This is a genomic window from Nocardia sp. 348MFTsu5.1, from assembly GCF_000383535.1.
Lineage (GTDB): Bacteria > Actinomycetota > Actinomycetes > Mycobacteriales > Mycobacteriaceae > Williamsia > Williamsia faeni.
In genome coordinates, this window is the sequence record NZ_KB911509.1 from 16,917 (window position 1) to 32,029 (window position 15,113).

Below are 15,113 nucleotides of genomic sequence, written 5' to 3' on the forward strand. Positions count from 1 at the left end.
CAGTCGAGCCGAACATCGAGGGAGTAAGCGCAGCATGACGGATTCACTTCCCAAACCCGAAGAGATCATCCTGTTCGAGAAGGACCGCAAGACCAAGATCGCAACGATCACCTTCAACCGTCCCGACCAGCTCAACTCCCCGACCGCCGCTGCCCGCCTGCGCTACGGCGACCTGATCCACCGCTGCAGCATCGACGACGATGTCAAGGTGCTGGTGGTTCGCGGTGTCGGGGACGACTTCGGTTCCGGTGCAGATCTTCCCGAGTTCATGGCCAATCAGAACGCCGAGTCTCCCGAGGCCCGGCTCCGCGAGTTCAAGCTCGAGGAAGACGACGTCACGGCGCCACCCCGGGGGTCGTTTCGGTTCGGTGCATCCGTCAGCTCGTGGTACGCCAATCCGCAGGCCGGGTGCCGAAGTCTGCAGGAGTTCAAGAAGATCAGCATCGTGGAGACCAAAGGCTATTGCTACGGCTGGCATTTCTATCAGGCCGCGGATGCCGACCTGGTGATCTCGGCCGACGACACCCTCTTCGGGCATCCGTCATTCCGCTATCACGGCTGGGGTCCCCGGATGTGGACGTGGGCTCAGGCCATGGGAATGCGGAAGTTTCAGGAGATGGTCTTCACCGGACGTGCCTTCACCGCCGCCGAGATGGACGCCTGCGGCTTCATCAACAGTGTTGTGCCCCGCGCGGACCTCGAGGCGGAGGTCGAGAAGTATGCGACCTCCTGCGCCCGAACCCGCCCCACCGACACCGTTTTCATGCAGAAGACGTTCTTCGAAATCATGAAGCAGCAGCAGGGTGAGTACATGGGCAGCCTGATGTCGGCGTTCTTCGAGTCGATGGGCAGCAACATCGCGGCCGACGGCAACGAGGTGATGCTCGAGGACGAGGACACCTTCGGACGCGGCCTCAACAACACCGTGAAGGGCAACGACGACCAGTATCCACCGGAGTTCAGGTTGAGCAAGTCCGGTCGCAAGAAGAAGAAATAGTGCCGATGCCGACCACGAGTGCCGGACACCCGCTCGACGGGTACGTCGTTGTTGATCTGTCGACGGGTATTGCCGGGGCGTACTGCACCAAGTTGCTCGCCGATGGCGGGGCCCGCATCATCAAAGTCGAACCACCCGAGGGTGATCCGCTGCGCCGGTGGTCGGCGTCGGGTGCGAACATCGCAGCCGATACCGATGGCGCGCTGTTCAGCTACCTGGCCTGCTCGAAACACAGCGTGACGGTCGATCCGGACAACCCCGATGATCTCCTACTCCTGGAGAAGCTACTGACCGACGCGGATGCGGTGGTGTGGTCACGAGATTCGCGCATCACCGAGCGGCCGTCGTTGACCGCCGACGAGATCCATCGCAGGTATCCGCATCTGACCGTCACCGCGATCACGCCGTTCGGGCTCACCGGGCCGTGGAGCGATCGGCCCGCCACCGAGTTCACGCTGCAAGCATGGTCGGGTGGCATCGTCGGGCTCGGACGCGGATCACCCGATCAGGCGCCCGTCCACGTAGGTGGCCAAGTGGGTGAATGGCTCACCGGCGCGTACGCCAGCGCCGGCACACTCACGTCCAAAATAGGAACCAGCGGCAGCGGGATCGGCGATCTCATCGACGTGTCGATGCTGGAAACCGAGATCCTCTGTCTCACCTACTATTCCGTCAGCTTCTTCGACGCCCTGAAACGACCGTTTCGGACCACCCGTGCCGCAAGTGTTCCCGGGGTCGCCGCTGCGGCCGACGGTCTGGTGGCGCTGGGTTGCGGCACCATGCAGCAGTGGTTCGACCTGTGCGTCATGGTCGGTCACCCGGAGTGGATCGACGAGGAGTCGACTCTGTCCATCACTGAACGGGCAAATCAGCACGCACCGGACATCTACGCGTGGCTCTCCGAACAGGATGTCGCCGGTATCCGCGACTTCGCCGGCGCCCTGCGTATCCCCAATGCCCCGGTTATCCACGGCGCGAACGCCACCGAGCAGGACCACTTCCGCGAACGCGGGAGCTTCACCAAGAATCCGCGGGACGGATTCGACCAGCCGGCATCGCCCTTCCGGATGCGGCCGGCCGTGCTTCGCCCACCGGAACCGGCACCCCGGCTGGGCGAACACACCCACCACTACCGGATAGGGCCGGGCCGCGAGCGTCCCCCGGCTACGAAACTTCGTACCGGTGAAGACCTTCCTTTTGCAGGATTGCGTGTGCTCGACATGACCGCCTACTGGGCCGGTCCCTCGTGCACACATTTTCTTGCAATGCTCGGCGCCGAGGTGATCCATCTGGAGTCGACGCGACGACCCGACGGGACCCGGCTCATCGCGGGTGTGCCTGTCACAGAGGATCAGTGGTGGGAGCGCTCCCCGATCTTCTCGGGCCTGAACACCAACAAGAAGAGCCTGACCCTCGACTTCCAGACCGACCGCGGGCGGCAGTTGCTCCGTCAACTCGTGGGAACCGCAGACATCATCGTCGAGAACTACACACCGCGGGTGCTCGATCAGATCGGCCTCGACTTTGCCGGTGTCCATGCCCTGCGCCCCGACGCCATCATGGTGCGGATGCCTGGCTTCGGACTCGACGGACCGTGGCGGGAGAATCCGGCATTTGCATATGTCATCGAGGATGCGTCCGGATTGACCTGGCTGACCGGGTATCCCGATCGAAATCCACTCGAGCCGTATTCACTGGGTGATCCGAATGCGGGGGTCCATGCGCTCAACGCGCTGCTGCTGGCGCTGGAGCACCGCACCCGGACCGGAGACGGTGTCGCGGTGGAGGTGGCCATGGTTGACGCGGCGCTGGGCATCGCCGCCGAGCAGGTCACCGAATACTCGGCGTATGGAAACACCTTGCAGCGCGACGGAAACCGGGGACCCACTGCCGCACCGCAAAACCTGTATCTATCAGCAGACGTCGATGAGTTCGGGCGAAACGACTGCTGGATCGCGGTGGCCGTAGCAACCGACTCTCAGTGGGCCGGACTGCACAAGGCGCTCGGCGGACCCGAGTGGGCGTTGGATCCCGCGCTCGACGATGCCGCCGGCCGTCGCCTCCACCACGACCTCATCGACACCGAACTCGCTGCATTCTTCCTGAATATGACCAGCGACTCGGCCGTCGAATTGCTCTGCGACGCCGGGGTACCCGCGGCCAAGGTCATGCAACCTCACCGGACCACGGAGATCCCGCAGCTCACCTCGCGGCGATTCTACGAACAGGTGGACCATCCGGTGAACGGTCCCGCGGCGCACAGCACCACACCAATTCGGTTCACCGACAACATCGATCACTTCCACCGGGCGCCCGCGCCGCTGCTGGGAGAACACAACCTACAGATCCTGCGCGAACTCGGGCTCACCGATGACGAGATCGATGCGTTGCAGGCCGACGGCATCATGGGCACGTCGCCCGACCGATAATTCCCCTCCCGCAGACGAGCCAGAATTACGAAGACGAGCCACATACAGGTGGCTCGTCTTCGTATAGGTGGCTCGTGTGCGGGAGCGGGGGTCGGGGTGCGCTACCAGGTGACCAGCAACTGATAGATCCCGTACGCCAGTCGATCGTGTTTGAACTCAACCTCTTCGAACGGAATCGCCAGCTTCAAGGTCGGGATTCGCCGAAGCAACGTCTGGAAGACGATCTGCAACTCCACCCGGGCCAACTGCTGGCCCACGCACTGGTGAACGCCGAAACCGAAGCCTACCTGTTGGCGGGCGGGCCGGAGAATATCCAGCTTCTCGGGCTCGGGGAACTCCCGGGCATCCCAGTTCGCCGGGGCGAGGTCGATGATGATGCCTTCCCCGGCCTTGATGGTCTTCCCGCCGATCTCGATGTCCTCCACCGCAATTCGACGCTGACCATTCTGAATGATGCTCAGATAGCGCATCAGTTCTTCCACGGCATTGGCAAGCACCTTCGGATCATCGGAGTCACGCAGCAGCGCAAGCTGATCCGGGTTCTGCAGTAGTGCCAGCGTGCCCAGGGAGATCATGTTGGCGCTGGTCTCGTGGCCGGCGATCAGCAGTCCGGTACCGAGCTGCGCGGCCTCCCGCATGCTGAGCTCGCCCGCCCGGACGCGCTCGGCCAACTCCGTCACGATGTCCTCGGCCGGTTCCTCGAGCTTTTTCTTGACCAGTTTGATGAGGTACCTGGCCAGGCCGGTCCGGCCCTCTGCCGCCTCCTCGGCCGACGCGAAACGACTCACACTTGTGGTGGCGTGTGCCTGGAAGAACTCGTGGTCCTCGTAGGGAACGCCCAGCATTTCGGTGATCACCAGGGAAGGGACCGGCAGCGCCAGACCCTCGACGAGGTCCGCCGGTTGCGGGCCCGCCAGAATCGCGTCGATGTGTTCGTCAGTGATGCGCTGGATCGCCGGGCGCATCGCGTCCACCCGTTTGAAGGTGAAGGGGCGGGTCAACATTCGGCGAAACTTCGTGTGTTCCTCACCATCGGACGTGAACACCGACCGTGGCCTGATATCAACCGTCGACAACATACCCTCGTTCCAGTGAGGGAATCCCGGACGCCGGTCGTCGACACTGACCCGCGGATCACTCATCAGCGACTTCAGTTCCGGGTATCCGGTGACCAGCCACGGAGTGCTGCCGTCCCAGATCCGGACGCGGCTCAGCGGCTCCGTATCCGTGAGGGCCCGGACCTCCGGTGGAGGGGCGAACGGACACTGCGCCGACCGCTCCATCGGGTACTCCGGAACGTCTGACTTTTCTTGAATTGTGGTGCTGGGCAGCGAGTCGGTCATGGGTCACTCCTTGAGAGTTGGCGGAAGATCGAGTGCGGTATGCAGGCACGCGGGGTTGCGCTCATTCCTCCACGTGGATGGCCATCGCGGGACATACCGACGCGGCTTCCCTGACATGAGCATGCAGTTCGGCGGGTGGGTGATCATTGAGCAGCTCGACGATCCCGTCGTCCTCACGCTGATCGAATACCTCTGCCGCCTCGAAGACACACTGCCCGGCAGCGATGCACTTGGATTGTTCGACAGTCACTTTCATACGGGCCTTCTTTCTCCATTGCTGTGGGCAGCGGCAGCCGATTTATCCGAGGGGGCCCGCTTCTTCAGCGGCTTGCCCGCGACGGTGCCACCATCGACGGGTAGGACCGTTCCCGTCACGTAACCGGAGCGATCGCTTGCGAAGTACAGGGCCACCTCGGCCACATCACCGGGTACGCCGTCACGCTTGAGGGGCCGGTCGGCCTTCATTGCCTCGCGCACGCGCTTGGTGAAACGCTCGCCCGCCTCCGGCTCCATCTTCGCCGCCGAGGTGGCAAGCAATGAGGTGGGAATGTTGCCCGGTGCAATGCAATTGACGCGGATGTCGTACTCGGCCAGTTCGATCGCCGCCGATTTCGTGAAGTGGATGGCGCCGGCCTTGGACGCGCGATAAGTCATCACACCTCCGCCGGCCAAGACCCCACCCACCGAGGACACGTTGATGATCGACCCACCGTTGTTGGCCGCCATGTAGCGTGCCGCGTTCCTCGTGCCGAGCATCACGCCCAAGAGGTTGACCCCCATCACGTGGTGGAAGTCGGCCAGGTCGTCCTGCAGGAAGTCCTTGTGCATGACGCCGGGGACGCCGGCGTTGTTGACCATGATGTCCAGTGCGCCAAACGTATCCACCGCTACAGTGACGAGCTGCTCGACCTGTAGAGGGTCGGACACATCGGTCGATTGGAAAATCGCCTGGTCGCCGAAGGCATTTGCCAGGGATTCGCCTCCGGCCCGATCGGTATCGGCGATCACCACGCGGGCCCCTTCGGCCAGGAACCGCTCGACCGTCGCGGCCCCGATACCGGCGGCCCCGCCCGTGACCACTGCAACCTTGCCTGACAGTTCGCCCATCGCCATCACTTCCGTTGTTCGGTCACGCGCGCACGCGCGCACTGGTTCTCGAAGAATTCGAGAAGGAGCCGGCTCACAGCGCCCGGTTGTTCGATCTGTGGGCAGTGGCCGGCCTGCGGAATGACCGCTGCCGTCCCGTCCCGCACGCGGTCGGCCAGTTGCTTGGCCCACCCCGACGGCAGGAGTTTGTCGCATTCACCTTCGACGACAAGTGTCGGTACAGCGATGCGTTCGTACGGCCGATCACCCACGAGCCGACCCGTGCCGGCACCGGCCGGCTGGGCCGGTGCATCCGGTCGCCGGAACCTGGCCGCCGCCACCGCTTCCCAGGCGCCCGGCGCTGTGGACGATTCGTAGCGGCGCCGGACGAAGTCCCCGTCCGCGGAATAGGAGGTGTCGTGGAAGAGTGCTTCGACAATCCGGCGCATGGCAGGCATCGTGGCGTCGTAGTCGTACAGCGCCTGCATGTGCTCGTTCTGCTGGATCTCTCCACCACCGCAGATGGCCACCAGGCTCCGCACCGGCAACAACGGATGGTCGGAGGTCTGGTCGGCCAACAGCATGACCGCGCCCATCGAGTTTCCGACAAAGTGGGCGGAGTCGATGCCGAGCACCCGGCACCAGGCGGCGACGTGGCGGATGCGCAAACCGCGCCCGTCGTTGAAGTCGACCACCTTCGCCGAGTGACCGAAGCCCAGCATGTCGGGGGCCAGGACGTGATACCTCGCGGCGAGAGCTTCCAGGATGCGTTCGAAACCCAATTCCGCACCGGCGCCGAACTCTCCGCCGTGCAGCAGCACCACAGTCTTGCCTTCGCCGCCATCGAGGTAGCTGGTGTCAAGTCCGTCGACCACCACCTGTTTGCGTGAAACAGGTTTGGGTGAAGGAAGGCCGGCTGAGATCGTCACGACTGCCTACCGGCACTCGCAAACGTCAACACCTGCCCCGCCAGCATGTCCAGCTGGCCCCGAACTGCCTCGTCGGTCAATTCACCTGAGTCATCCCAGATCTGATCAGCCGAATTGATGGCCACACCCAGTGGTGTCGGCCAGGCCCGCAGCGCGTGGCCGATGGACCTGAGCTGCCCGAGCGTGCCCACGGCCGCCTGCCATCCGTAGGCGCACGAGATACAACCCCAGGGTGTGTTGTCGAGGTACGTCCGGGGTTCGTCGCGCAGATCCTCGATGTAGTCGATCGCGTTCTTGATCAGCCCCGAGACACCACCGTGGTAGCCCGGGGACGACACGATGACCGCGTCGGCTCCGCGCAGGGAGTCCACGAGCTTGCGCGCCTGCGGTGTCCGATCCAATTCGTGCGGCGAGTACATGGGCATGTCGAGGTCGGTGCCGCTGTAGATCTCGGTGCGGCCACCCTGCCGTTCTATCGATTCCAGGCAGTACCGCAGCACCCGCTCGGTGGACGAGTTCGTCCGCAGAGTGCCACCGAGTCCGACCACCAGGGGTCGGTCACCTCGCAACGCTGTTGGTCCGGTCGCCGTCACCGCTGAGCTGTGAGTCATGATGGGCTACTTGATCGCGATCGGATTGACCGGGGATCCCACCGCGCCGGTCACGCGCAAAGGCGGTGCGATCAACTGGAACTCGTAGATGCCGTCCGCCGCGCAATCGGCGGCCAGCGCGTTCAGATCCCAGTACTCACCGAGCATCAACCCCATGTCCCGCAGACAGAGCATATGCATCGGCAGGAACGTGCCCTCCACCGCCGAGACCGGATCCTCGACCATCAGGTTGTCGGAGGCAACCGCCGCGACTTCGTGATCGTGCAACCACGACGCGCAGGTCCAGTCGAGACCGGCTCCGGGCTCGGATCCGGCGCCGGTGGTGAGGAATCGCGCCCACCAGCCCGTTCGGACGAGGACGACATCCCCGCGTCTGATGGTGACACCCTGCGCCTTGGCCACGTCGTCGAGTTCGGCCGGCGTGATCGTCTGCCCGTGTTCGAGGTACAGGTCTGCTCCACGATGGCGGACGACGTCGAGCAGGACCCCTCGAGACGTGATCCCCTTGCCGTCCACCTTGTCGATTCCGCAGTGCTTGGCACCCAGGCTGGTCACCGAATCGGCGGGAAAGTTGTTGTACAGCTTGTCCTCGTAATACACGTGCGACAACGCATCCCACTGTGTCGCGGCCTGCAGCGGCATGATGATCATGTCGTCGTTGAAGCGGAACGGGTTGTCCTCGCCGGCGAAGAAGCCACTCAGTTCCTGGCCCACCGAATTGATATCCCAGTCCGTGCAGTACTTGACCAGGGCTTCAGCGTCGCCGCCGTCCACAGTCATCACGTGGACGGGGTTCTGACGGAACTTGAAGGCACCCTGAGGTCCGGACGATCCGAAGTCCACACCGAGCGGAAACACCTTGCCCTGCTTGGCCAGGGACGCCCCTTCGGCCACCTTGTCGGCGGTGATGAAGTTGAGGGTGCCGAGTTCGTCGGCGCTACCCCACCTACCCCAATTCCGGACTTCGTCGGCCACCCGGCGAAAATCCTTCATCGTGGACATGGTGGTCGGTTCGACGGTACTGACTCCACTGTGGTCGCTCATGTCAATTCCCTTGCGTCATCTGTATGTGCTTGATGGTCGGTGACCTGGATGGTTGCGACAAGTTCACGCATCTCGTTGCTGTTCACGATTCCGCCGTCGACCCAAACCACTTGGCCGGACACGTAACTGGCGGCATTGCTGCCCAGAAAGACCAGAACCGCGGCTTGTTCCTGCGGGCTCGACACGCGCCCCAACGGTTTTGGTATGTCGTCAAGATACTCCGGGCCGTATGCCGTGCGCAGCTGATCGAGTATCGGCGTCTCGGTCACACCCGGGGCCGTGCAATTGATTCGGATACCCTGTGCGCCAAGATGTTCAGAGTTCTGGATGCAATAGTGGATGATCGCCTCCTTGGACAATGTGTAACCGCCGTTCGCGTGCGCCTGCGGGTGGTCGCGGCACCATTGCACGCCGTCTGCCATCGATGTGGTGGCGAGTAGCTCGGCAACCGTTCCCCGGTTGTCGCGATACCCGGATGCAGCCATCGAGGACACACACGTGATCGACGACCCACTTGGCATCCGGACGATCAACGACTCGGTCAGATAGCGCATACCAAGAAAATTGATCGTGACCACCAGCAGCGAATTCCCGATACCGGACGACACCCCGGCAACATTGAACAGGGCATCGACCGCACCGCCGCCGAGTGCGGCGACGGTGCGGTCGATCGAGTCCCGGTCAGCGAGGTCCACCTGATGGAACTCGCTGATCGGAAAGTCCGGTCCAGGAGAATCCGGCGCAGATACGTCGAGTCCGACCACCTCGGCCCCGAGCTCGGCGCACTGCCGCGCGACCTGTTCACCGATGCCTGACGAACACCCGGTGACCACTACGCGGCGGCCGTCGTAGCGCAACAGCCGATCTAGGTGACCCATGACCCGAATTCCTGCGCCGGGACTGTCACTTCGCCGCCGCTTCTTTCGCAGCCTGCGCCGCCTGGACGCGGCCTTCGTTGATCTCTGCCATGGCCTCGGGAATCTCACTCGCGGTGAAGCTTCCACCGCGACCGGTCGGCAGTCCACCGAACGAGTAGTTCGGGTCGAACTCCGGGGCCCGCGATTCCGGGCGACGCGCCTCGACCTTTTCGATGATCGGGGCAAGCCGCTCAGCCTTCAATTTGACGGCCTTTTCGTCCCGCTCGATGAACTCCGGCAGCACCTCTTTGCCCATGAGCTCAATCGATTCCATCGTCGCCTCGTGACAGCGCGGATTGAGCAGCAGGATGATCTCGTCGACCCCGCTCTCCTCGTAGCCGCGCAGGAACTCGCGGACCATCTCGGGTGAGCCGATGGCTCCGCGTCCCGGGCCGTAGGCGAGGGTGTCGTCGTTGGCCACCTCTTCGAGGTAACGCTCCCACACACCCGTGCGTCCGGGAACGTGCTGTCCGGTCATGTAGTAGTGCATGATCCCGAAGGAGAAGAAGCCGCCACCGAGTCCGAGCCGATCGAGTGCCTGCTTCTCGGTCGGTGCGACCATCATCGACAGGTCCCCGCCGATCGCGAGGATGTTCGGGTTGATCTCCGGGGTCGACGGGACGCCGCGCTCTTCGAATTCCTTGTAGTACGAGGCCACGCGGTCACCGAGCGGTCCGGGACCGGTGTATGCGAAACTCAGTGCGCCGATGGCCTTTTGCGCTGCCATCTGCACCGACGACGGACGGGTACAGGCCACCCACACCGGCGGATGCGCCTTCTGGAACGGCTTCGGGATCACGTTGCGGGCCGGCATCTCGATGTGCTCACCCTTGAACCCGGTGAACGGTTCCTCGGTCATACAGCGGATGGTCACCTCGAGGGCTTCCTCCCACTGTCCACGCTTGTCCGCCGGATCGATGTTGAACCCGGCGAGTTCGGCCACGGACGACGATTCACCGGTTCCGAATTCCACCCGGCCGCCGGAGATGAGATCGAGCGTCGATACGCGCTCGGCGACACGGGCGGGGTGATTGATCCCCGGCGGCAGGTGCATCACACCGAAGCCGAGTCGAATGTCCTTGGTGCGCTGGCTCGCAGCAGCGAGGAACATCTCCGGTGCCGTGGAATGGCAATATTCTTCGAGAAAGTGGTGCTCGGTGAGCCACACCGTCGAGAAACCCGCTTTGTCGGCGGCCTCCACCTCGGCCAGACCTTCCTGGAACATCTTGTATTCGTCGTCCTGCGTCCAGGGACGTGGCAGCGCGAACTCATAGAACAGGGAAATCTTCATGGTTACCTCCGATGGGAATGAAGCGGTTGTGAAGGAGAAGCGGAATCATCTTGCGGTGTAGCGTCTTCGGCCGTACCCGGGTTGCCCGCGATGTGCCGTGCGGCGACATATCCGAATGTCATCGCCGGTCCGATGGTGGCCCCGGCCCCGGCATAACTCCGGCCCATCACCGCCCCGGATGTGTTGCCTACGGCGTACAGGCCACCGACAACCGAGTTGTCGTCACGGAGCACGCGGGCGTACTCGTCGGTGCGGAGTCCTCCCGAGGTTCCGAGGTCACCGAGGACCATCCGGAAGGCGTAGTAGGGCGGTTTGACCAACGGGTACAGGTTGGGGTTGGGCAATGTCGGGTCGCCGTAGTAGTTGTCGTAACTGCTGTCACCACGGTTGAAGTCGTCGTCATGACCCCGCCTCGCGAGTTCGTTGAAACGCTCTGCGGTCCTGGTGAGTTCGTCGACCGGTACATCGATCTTGATGGCGAGTTCTGCCAAGGTGGAACCTTCTTGGACAACTCCTGACTGCAACCACTCCTTCGGCATCTTGCGCCCGGTGGGAACCGGCGCGAACGGAATCTTCGGTAGTGGCAGGTGTCCCGCCACGACGTACTTCCCCCAAGACCGCGAGTCGGTGATCAGCCAGCAGGGAATGTGGGTGACACCCGTCTTCTCGCCGGCGATCATCGCGTGGCTGAAGTCCATGTACGGCGCCGCTTCGTTGCAGAACCGGCGGCCGGATCCGTTGACCACGAACTGCGACGGCATCATGCGTTCGTTGAGCATGAACTGCATCCGGCCGTCGGGCCATTGGATGGCCGGAAACCACCAGGCCTCATCGAGGAGTTCGGTGCAGGCGCCGACCTTTTCCGCCGCTCGGATACCGTCACCGGTGGCCAGCGGATTTCCGAAGCTCCAATCGTCCTTCAGGACGGGTTGGTGTTCCCGGCGCCAATCCATGTCGTGATCGAATCCGCCGGTTGCGAGAATCACGGCGCGGCGGGCCCCGATCCGCACCGTGGCGCCTTCATGCTCGACCACCGCACCGAGCACCGTTCGATCAGGGCCTTCGATCAGCTCGGTCATCGGCGACTCCAGCCAGAGCGGGATGTCGTGTTCCTTCATGGCCAGCCGCAATCGCGCCACCAGCGATTGCCCGATCGCCGCGATCCGGTCGCCGAACACGTGAGCCCGGAACATCCGCCACAGCAGTTTGAAGAGAACGACCTTGCCCTCCCATGACTGCCGGATCCGGTAGAACGCCCGCAGGTCCTTCGGCCCCAGCCACACCCCCTTCGGAGCAAGAGCCAAAGGTGTCAACAGGTTCTGTTCCTCGGCGCCGAGGACACGAAGGTCGATGGGCGGGACGTTGATGGTGCTCCCGCGCTCGGAACCACCCGGCAACTCCGGGTAGTAGTCCGCATAGCCCGGCTTCCAGACGAACTCGAGCCAGGAGCTCGACTTCTCCAGGAAGTCCATCATCTCGGGAGCGGTCTTGACGTATTGCGCGATCCGTTCATCACTGACCAGGCCTCCGGTGATCGCCCGCAGGTAGTCCTCGACACCCGACGGATCCGGCGAGTACCCCTCGCGACGTTGGGCGGGTGCACCCGGAACCCAGATGCCGCCACCCGACAACGCGGTGGACCCGCCGAACTGCTTGCCTTTCTCCACCACAAGGGTTTCCAGGCCGGCGTCGGCTGCTGCCAGTGCAGCGGTCATCCCACCTCCGCCGGACCCGATCACCAGGACGTCGACTGTCATGTCGTAGGCATCCCCGGACCTGGCCGCGCCTACTTCAGAAGCCACAACGGTGCCCTCCCCTCCGGTCGTCGGTTGATGTGTCATGGGCGGGCCTGGATCGTCTGCTGCGCGGATCGGATCGCAAACCCCGCAATCAATTCCGGCGCGGCACGGTAGTAGCGCACCGTTGTCTCGTACGGGCCCTGAGTCGCCATCGCCGCAAAGGCGGCCACCCACGTGCGGACCTCGTGCGCCGAGCTGCCCGCGTCGGTGGTGATCCGCGTATTCGACCATCCGTCGAACTCGTCGAGGCGGCCCGAGTCAACGATCGCCAGGAACTCCCGATCCCAGTCCGGATTCAACGGCCGAAGCGGCCCGCGACCGGCGGCAAAGTCCCGGGCCGCCTCGATCACCGCACTCTGCCGGGCCGAACGTTGCTCCGGTGTCTGGCTGCCGCCGTGGATGATTCGCTCGCGGACGCCGCCGGTTGCGGTGGCGAGTGTGGGAACCGGAGGATCATGGGACAGTCCGCCCGATCCGATGATGAGCACCCGCTTATCTAATCCGGCCAGGTAGTGGCCCACCGCAGTCCCCAGCGCCCGTACCCGGTGCAGTGGACCCAGCGGCGCCGCAACAGAATTGACGAAGATCGGGATCACCGGCCGGGCCCGCGAGTCACCGAGCAAACGCTGCAAGGGCTGGACGGTGCCGTGGTCGACGTCCATCGATTCGGAGACCGCAACATCGACACCCGATTCGAGGACCGCCCGCGCACACGCGTCGGCAAGGTCGCGTGGGACATCGAGCGGATCAGCCGACGTCCCGTAGTCCCCGACGCCGCGGGCGGCGTTACCGATGCAGAAGGGCGGCATCACCCGGTAGAAGAATCCGTTGTAGTGGTCGGGCGAAAAGATCACCACCAGTTCGGGATCGCAGTCCCGGACAAAGTCCGCGGCCTCTTCCAACGCCGACCCGACCTCGTCGACGAGGTCCGGTGGCGTGCCCGGGAGCTCAAGCAGGGGGCTGTGCGATACGCAGCAGAGAGCCAGCGGCATCGGTACCCCCTTTCGTTGTTCCGTCGCGCCCCGATCCGAGGACGTCGAGTAGTGCGGCGCTGGTCTCCGGTGCCCGTTGCGCCACACACGCCGCGGCGATGCATCGATCCGGCCGCAGGAACAGAACCGAGTCGGTCTGCGCGTCGAACCAGCGCTTGACCTGACCGCCGGTGTCGCCGATCACGATCACGTCGGGATCGTCGTGACCGGTCCATTCGAGCTGGCACGTCGGCCGGGCGGTGATGAATGTGGCGCCCTGGGCCTTCCACCGTGCGAACTGCTCGTCCCCGAGAACCGTCCGCGGATGGTTGTTCCAGCACAGCACCGAAAACCAGGTGCCGAGAACATCATCGAGCAGAGCCCCGTGCCGTTCTCGGGTGTCGACGCGCGGTTGGATGAACAGCGTCCCCACCGCTGACCGTGGCGGGAGGGGTTCGGCGTGGACGACCGCACCGTGCTCATAACGAGGCATCGGCTTGAATCGCATCGTCAGCACGTAGTTCTTGAGTGCGGGAAGCACCGACGCGCCGCGGATCAGCAGGTCGCGGGCGGCGGCGACCCGGCGATTGGTCGGTGAGATGACCCGGCCGACCATGGTGGACAGGTCGATCATCGCCCGGGCATGGCTGCGACGTTCGGTGTCGTAGGTGTCCAGGAGCGCATCGTCGGCGCGACCGGTCACCACCGCGGCCAGCTTCCATCCCAGGTTGGCCGCATCACGGATCCCACTGTTGTATCCCTGGCCCTGCCATACCGGCATCAGATGTGCGGCGTCACCGGCCAGCAGTATCCGGCCCTTCCGGAAGGCACCGGCGATCCGGGAGTGATGGGTGTACACCCGGCGCCGGATCACGTCGAGCCGGTCCGGGTACGGCACCAGTGGCGCAAGGAGTTTCGCGAGGAACTCCGGCCGCTGCGCCTCTTCGTCACTCTCATCGGCATGGATCATGAACTCGAATCGGCGGATGCCGTGCGCGATCGACACCGAGACGTTGGGCCGCGCCGGATCGGCGGCGACCTCGATGTTCGGGTGGCCGAGCGGATCGGTCGCCAGATCGACGACCAGCCACCGGGTCGGTGATGTTGTCCCCTCGAACGACACCCCCATCAGGTGACGTGTTGCGCTGCGCCCGCCATCACAGCCGACGACGTAGCTCGCGGTCACGGTCCTCGGGCCGTCGGTACCCGAGAGTTCGACGACCACACCGTCATCGGTGTCGTCGACGTCCGCCATCGGCGAGTTCCAGTCCACCTGAACATGATCGAAGCGATCGAGGCCGGCCAGCAGTTCCGCGTCGACCAACGGCTGAACGAACGCATTGCGTTTGGGCCACCCGAATGAGGTATCGGTCGGGGCGATTTCGGCCAGCAACCGGCGCCTGGCATCGACAAAGCGCAGGATCTGGTTCGGGCTGGTGTGCGGGAGTACCTGCTGCACAAGACCGATCGCCTGGAACGTACGTAGGGACTCGTCGTCCAGACCCACCCCACGCGGGTAGTCGATCAGCGTCTCCCGCTCGTCGACCACCAGGGTCCGAACATTCTGGAGGCCGAGAATGTTGGCGAGGGTGAGCCCCACCGGGCCGGCACCGACGATCACCACATCAACCTGCGTTGTCTGCGGGGCGTGACCGACCTGATCCCCTTCGATTGCTCCACCGTCGATAGCCGATGA

13 protein-coding genes are annotated in these 15,113 nt (G+C 64.1%); 2 read left to right on the forward strand and 11 right to left on the reverse strand.

Features of this window, described 5'->3' with window-relative positions:
* The first annotated feature begins 34 nt into the window (after positions 1-34).
* Positions 35-997, forward strand: a complete 963-nt coding sequence (locus H290_RS0100080; RefSeq protein WP_020104704.1) for an enoyl-CoA hydratase/isomerase family protein — start codon at positions 35-37, stop codon at positions 995-997.
* Between the two features lie 5 nt (positions 998-1,002).
* Positions 1,003-3,426, forward strand: a complete 2,424-nt coding sequence (locus tag H290_RS0100085; protein ID WP_028462586.1) for a CoA transferase — start codon at positions 1,003-1,005, stop codon at positions 3,424-3,426.
* A 101-nt stretch (positions 3,427-3,527) separates the two neighbouring features.
* On the opposite strand, the gene H290_RS0100090 is transcribed toward H290_RS0100085, so the two are convergent.
* The 11 genes from H290_RS0100090 to H290_RS0100140 all read right to left on the reverse strand — a co-directional run bounded on the left by H290_RS0100090 (position 3,528) and on the right by H290_RS0100140 (position 15,089).
* Positions 3,528-4,769, reverse strand: a complete 1,242-nt coding sequence (locus H290_RS0100090) for a cytochrome P450 (protein ID WP_020104706.1) — start codon at positions 4,767-4,769, stop codon at positions 3,528-3,530.
* A 61-nt stretch (positions 4,770-4,830) separates the two neighbouring features.
* Positions 4,831-5,025 carry a ferredoxin gene (locus H290_RS0100095; protein WP_020104707.1) on the reverse strand — a complete coding sequence of 65 codons (195 nt, stop codon included), beginning with the start codon at positions 5,023-5,025 and terminating at the stop codon, positions 4,831-4,833.
* Positions 5,022-5,876, reverse strand: coding sequence for an SDR family NAD(P)-dependent oxidoreductase (locus tag H290_RS0100100; protein WP_051121840.1), 855 nt, complete (start codon positions 5,874-5,876; stop codon positions 5,022-5,024). Before H290_RS0100100 ends, H290_RS0100095 begins: the two co-directional genes overlap by 4 nt.
* Positions 5,877-5,881: 5 nt before the next feature.
* Complete coding sequence (locus H290_RS0100105) at positions 5,882-6,784, reverse strand: alpha/beta fold hydrolase (protein ID WP_020104709.1); 903 nt, start codon at positions 6,782-6,784, stop codon at positions 5,882-5,884.
* Complete coding sequence (locus H290_RS0100110) at positions 6,781-7,395, reverse strand: NADPH-dependent FMN reductase (RefSeq protein ID WP_020104710.1); 615 nt, start codon at positions 7,393-7,395, stop codon at positions 6,781-6,783. Before H290_RS0100110 ends, H290_RS0100105 begins: the two co-directional genes overlap by 4 nt.
* Positions 7,396-7,401: 6 nt before the next feature.
* Entirely contained in the window at positions 7,402-8,397 is a 996-nt protein-coding gene (locus H290_RS0100115; RefSeq protein WP_028462589.1) for a cyclase family protein, read from the reverse strand.
* A 38-nt stretch (positions 8,398-8,435) separates the two neighbouring features.
* Complete coding sequence (locus tag H290_RS27350; RefSeq protein ID WP_036517627.1) at positions 8,436-9,317, reverse strand: coniferyl-alcohol dehydrogenase; 882 nt, start codon at positions 9,315-9,317, stop codon at positions 8,436-8,438.
* A gap of 25 nt (positions 9,318-9,342) precedes the next feature.
* Positions 9,343-10,647 carry an LLM class flavin-dependent oxidoreductase gene (locus tag H290_RS0100125; RefSeq protein ID WP_020104713.1) on the reverse strand — a complete coding sequence of 435 codons (1,305 nt, stop codon included), beginning with the start codon at positions 10,645-10,647 and terminating at the stop codon, positions 9,343-9,345.
* 2 nt (positions 10,648-10,649) lie between these two features.
* The gene (locus H290_RS0100130) at positions 10,650-12,404 is read right to left on the reverse strand and encodes an FAD-binding protein (RefSeq protein ID WP_020104714.1); all 1,755 of its coding nucleotides are present in this window, start codon (positions 12,402-12,404) and stop codon (positions 10,650-10,652) included.
* Between the two features lie 80 nt (positions 12,405-12,484).
* Positions 12,485-13,438 (reverse strand): 3-carboxyethylcatechol 2,3-dioxygenase, encoded by a 954-nt coding sequence (locus tag H290_RS0100135; protein WP_020104715.1) that lies wholly within the window; start codon positions 13,436-13,438, stop codon positions 12,485-12,487.
* Positions 13,395-15,089 carry a bifunctional 3-(3-hydroxy-phenyl)propionate/3-hydroxycinnamic acid hydroxylase gene (locus H290_RS0100140; RefSeq protein WP_051121841.1) on the reverse strand — a complete coding sequence of 565 codons (1,695 nt, stop codon included), beginning with the start codon at positions 15,087-15,089 and terminating at the stop codon, positions 13,395-13,397. Before H290_RS0100140 ends, H290_RS0100135 begins: the two co-directional genes overlap by 44 nt.
* Positions 15,090-15,113 lie beyond the last annotated feature (24 nt).

Excerpts from the sequence above, each read along its gene's own strand:
- H290_RS0100095 (WP_020104707.1), bottom strand. The coding sequence starts at position 5,025 with ATGAAAGTGACTGTCGAACAATCCAAGTGCATCGCTGCCGGGCAGTGT.
- H290_RS0100115 (WP_028462589.1), bottom strand. The coding sequence starts at position 8,397 with ATGTCCACGATGAAGGATTTTCGCCGGGTGGCCGACGAAGTCCGGAAT.
- H290_RS0100100 (WP_051121840.1), bottom strand. The coding sequence starts at position 5,876 with ATGGGCGAACTGTCAGGCAAGGTTGCAGTGGTCACGGGCGGGGCCGCC.
- H290_RS0100080 (WP_020104704.1), top strand. The coding sequence starts at position 35 with ATGACGGATTCACTTCCCAAACCCGAAGAGATCATCCTGTTCGAGAAG.
- H290_RS0100130 (WP_020104714.1), bottom strand. The coding sequence starts at position 12,404 with ATGACAGTCGACGTCCTGGTGATCGGGTCCGGCGGAGGTGGGATGACC.
- H290_RS0100125 (WP_020104713.1), bottom strand. The coding sequence starts at position 10,647 with ATGAAGATTTCCCTGTTCTATGAGTTCGCGCTGCCACGTCCCTGGACG.
- H290_RS27350 (WP_036517627.1), bottom strand. The coding sequence starts at position 9,317 with ATGGGTCACCTAGATCGGCTGTTGCGCTACGACGGCCGCCGCGTAGTG.
- H290_RS0100110 (WP_020104710.1), bottom strand. The coding sequence starts at position 7,395 with ATGACTCACAGCTCAGCGGTGACGGCGACCGGACCAACAGCGTTGCGA.
- H290_RS0100085 (WP_028462586.1), top strand. The coding sequence starts at position 1,003 with ATGCCGACCACGAGTGCCGGACACCCGCTCGACGGGTACGTCGTTGTT.
- H290_RS0100135 (WP_020104715.1), bottom strand. The coding sequence starts at position 13,438 with ATGCCGCTGGCTCTCTGCTGCGTATCGCACAGCCCCCTGCTTGAGCTC.
- H290_RS0100090 (WP_020104706.1), bottom strand. The coding sequence starts at position 4,769 with ATGACCGACTCGCTGCCCAGCACCACAATTCAAGAAAAGTCAGACGTT.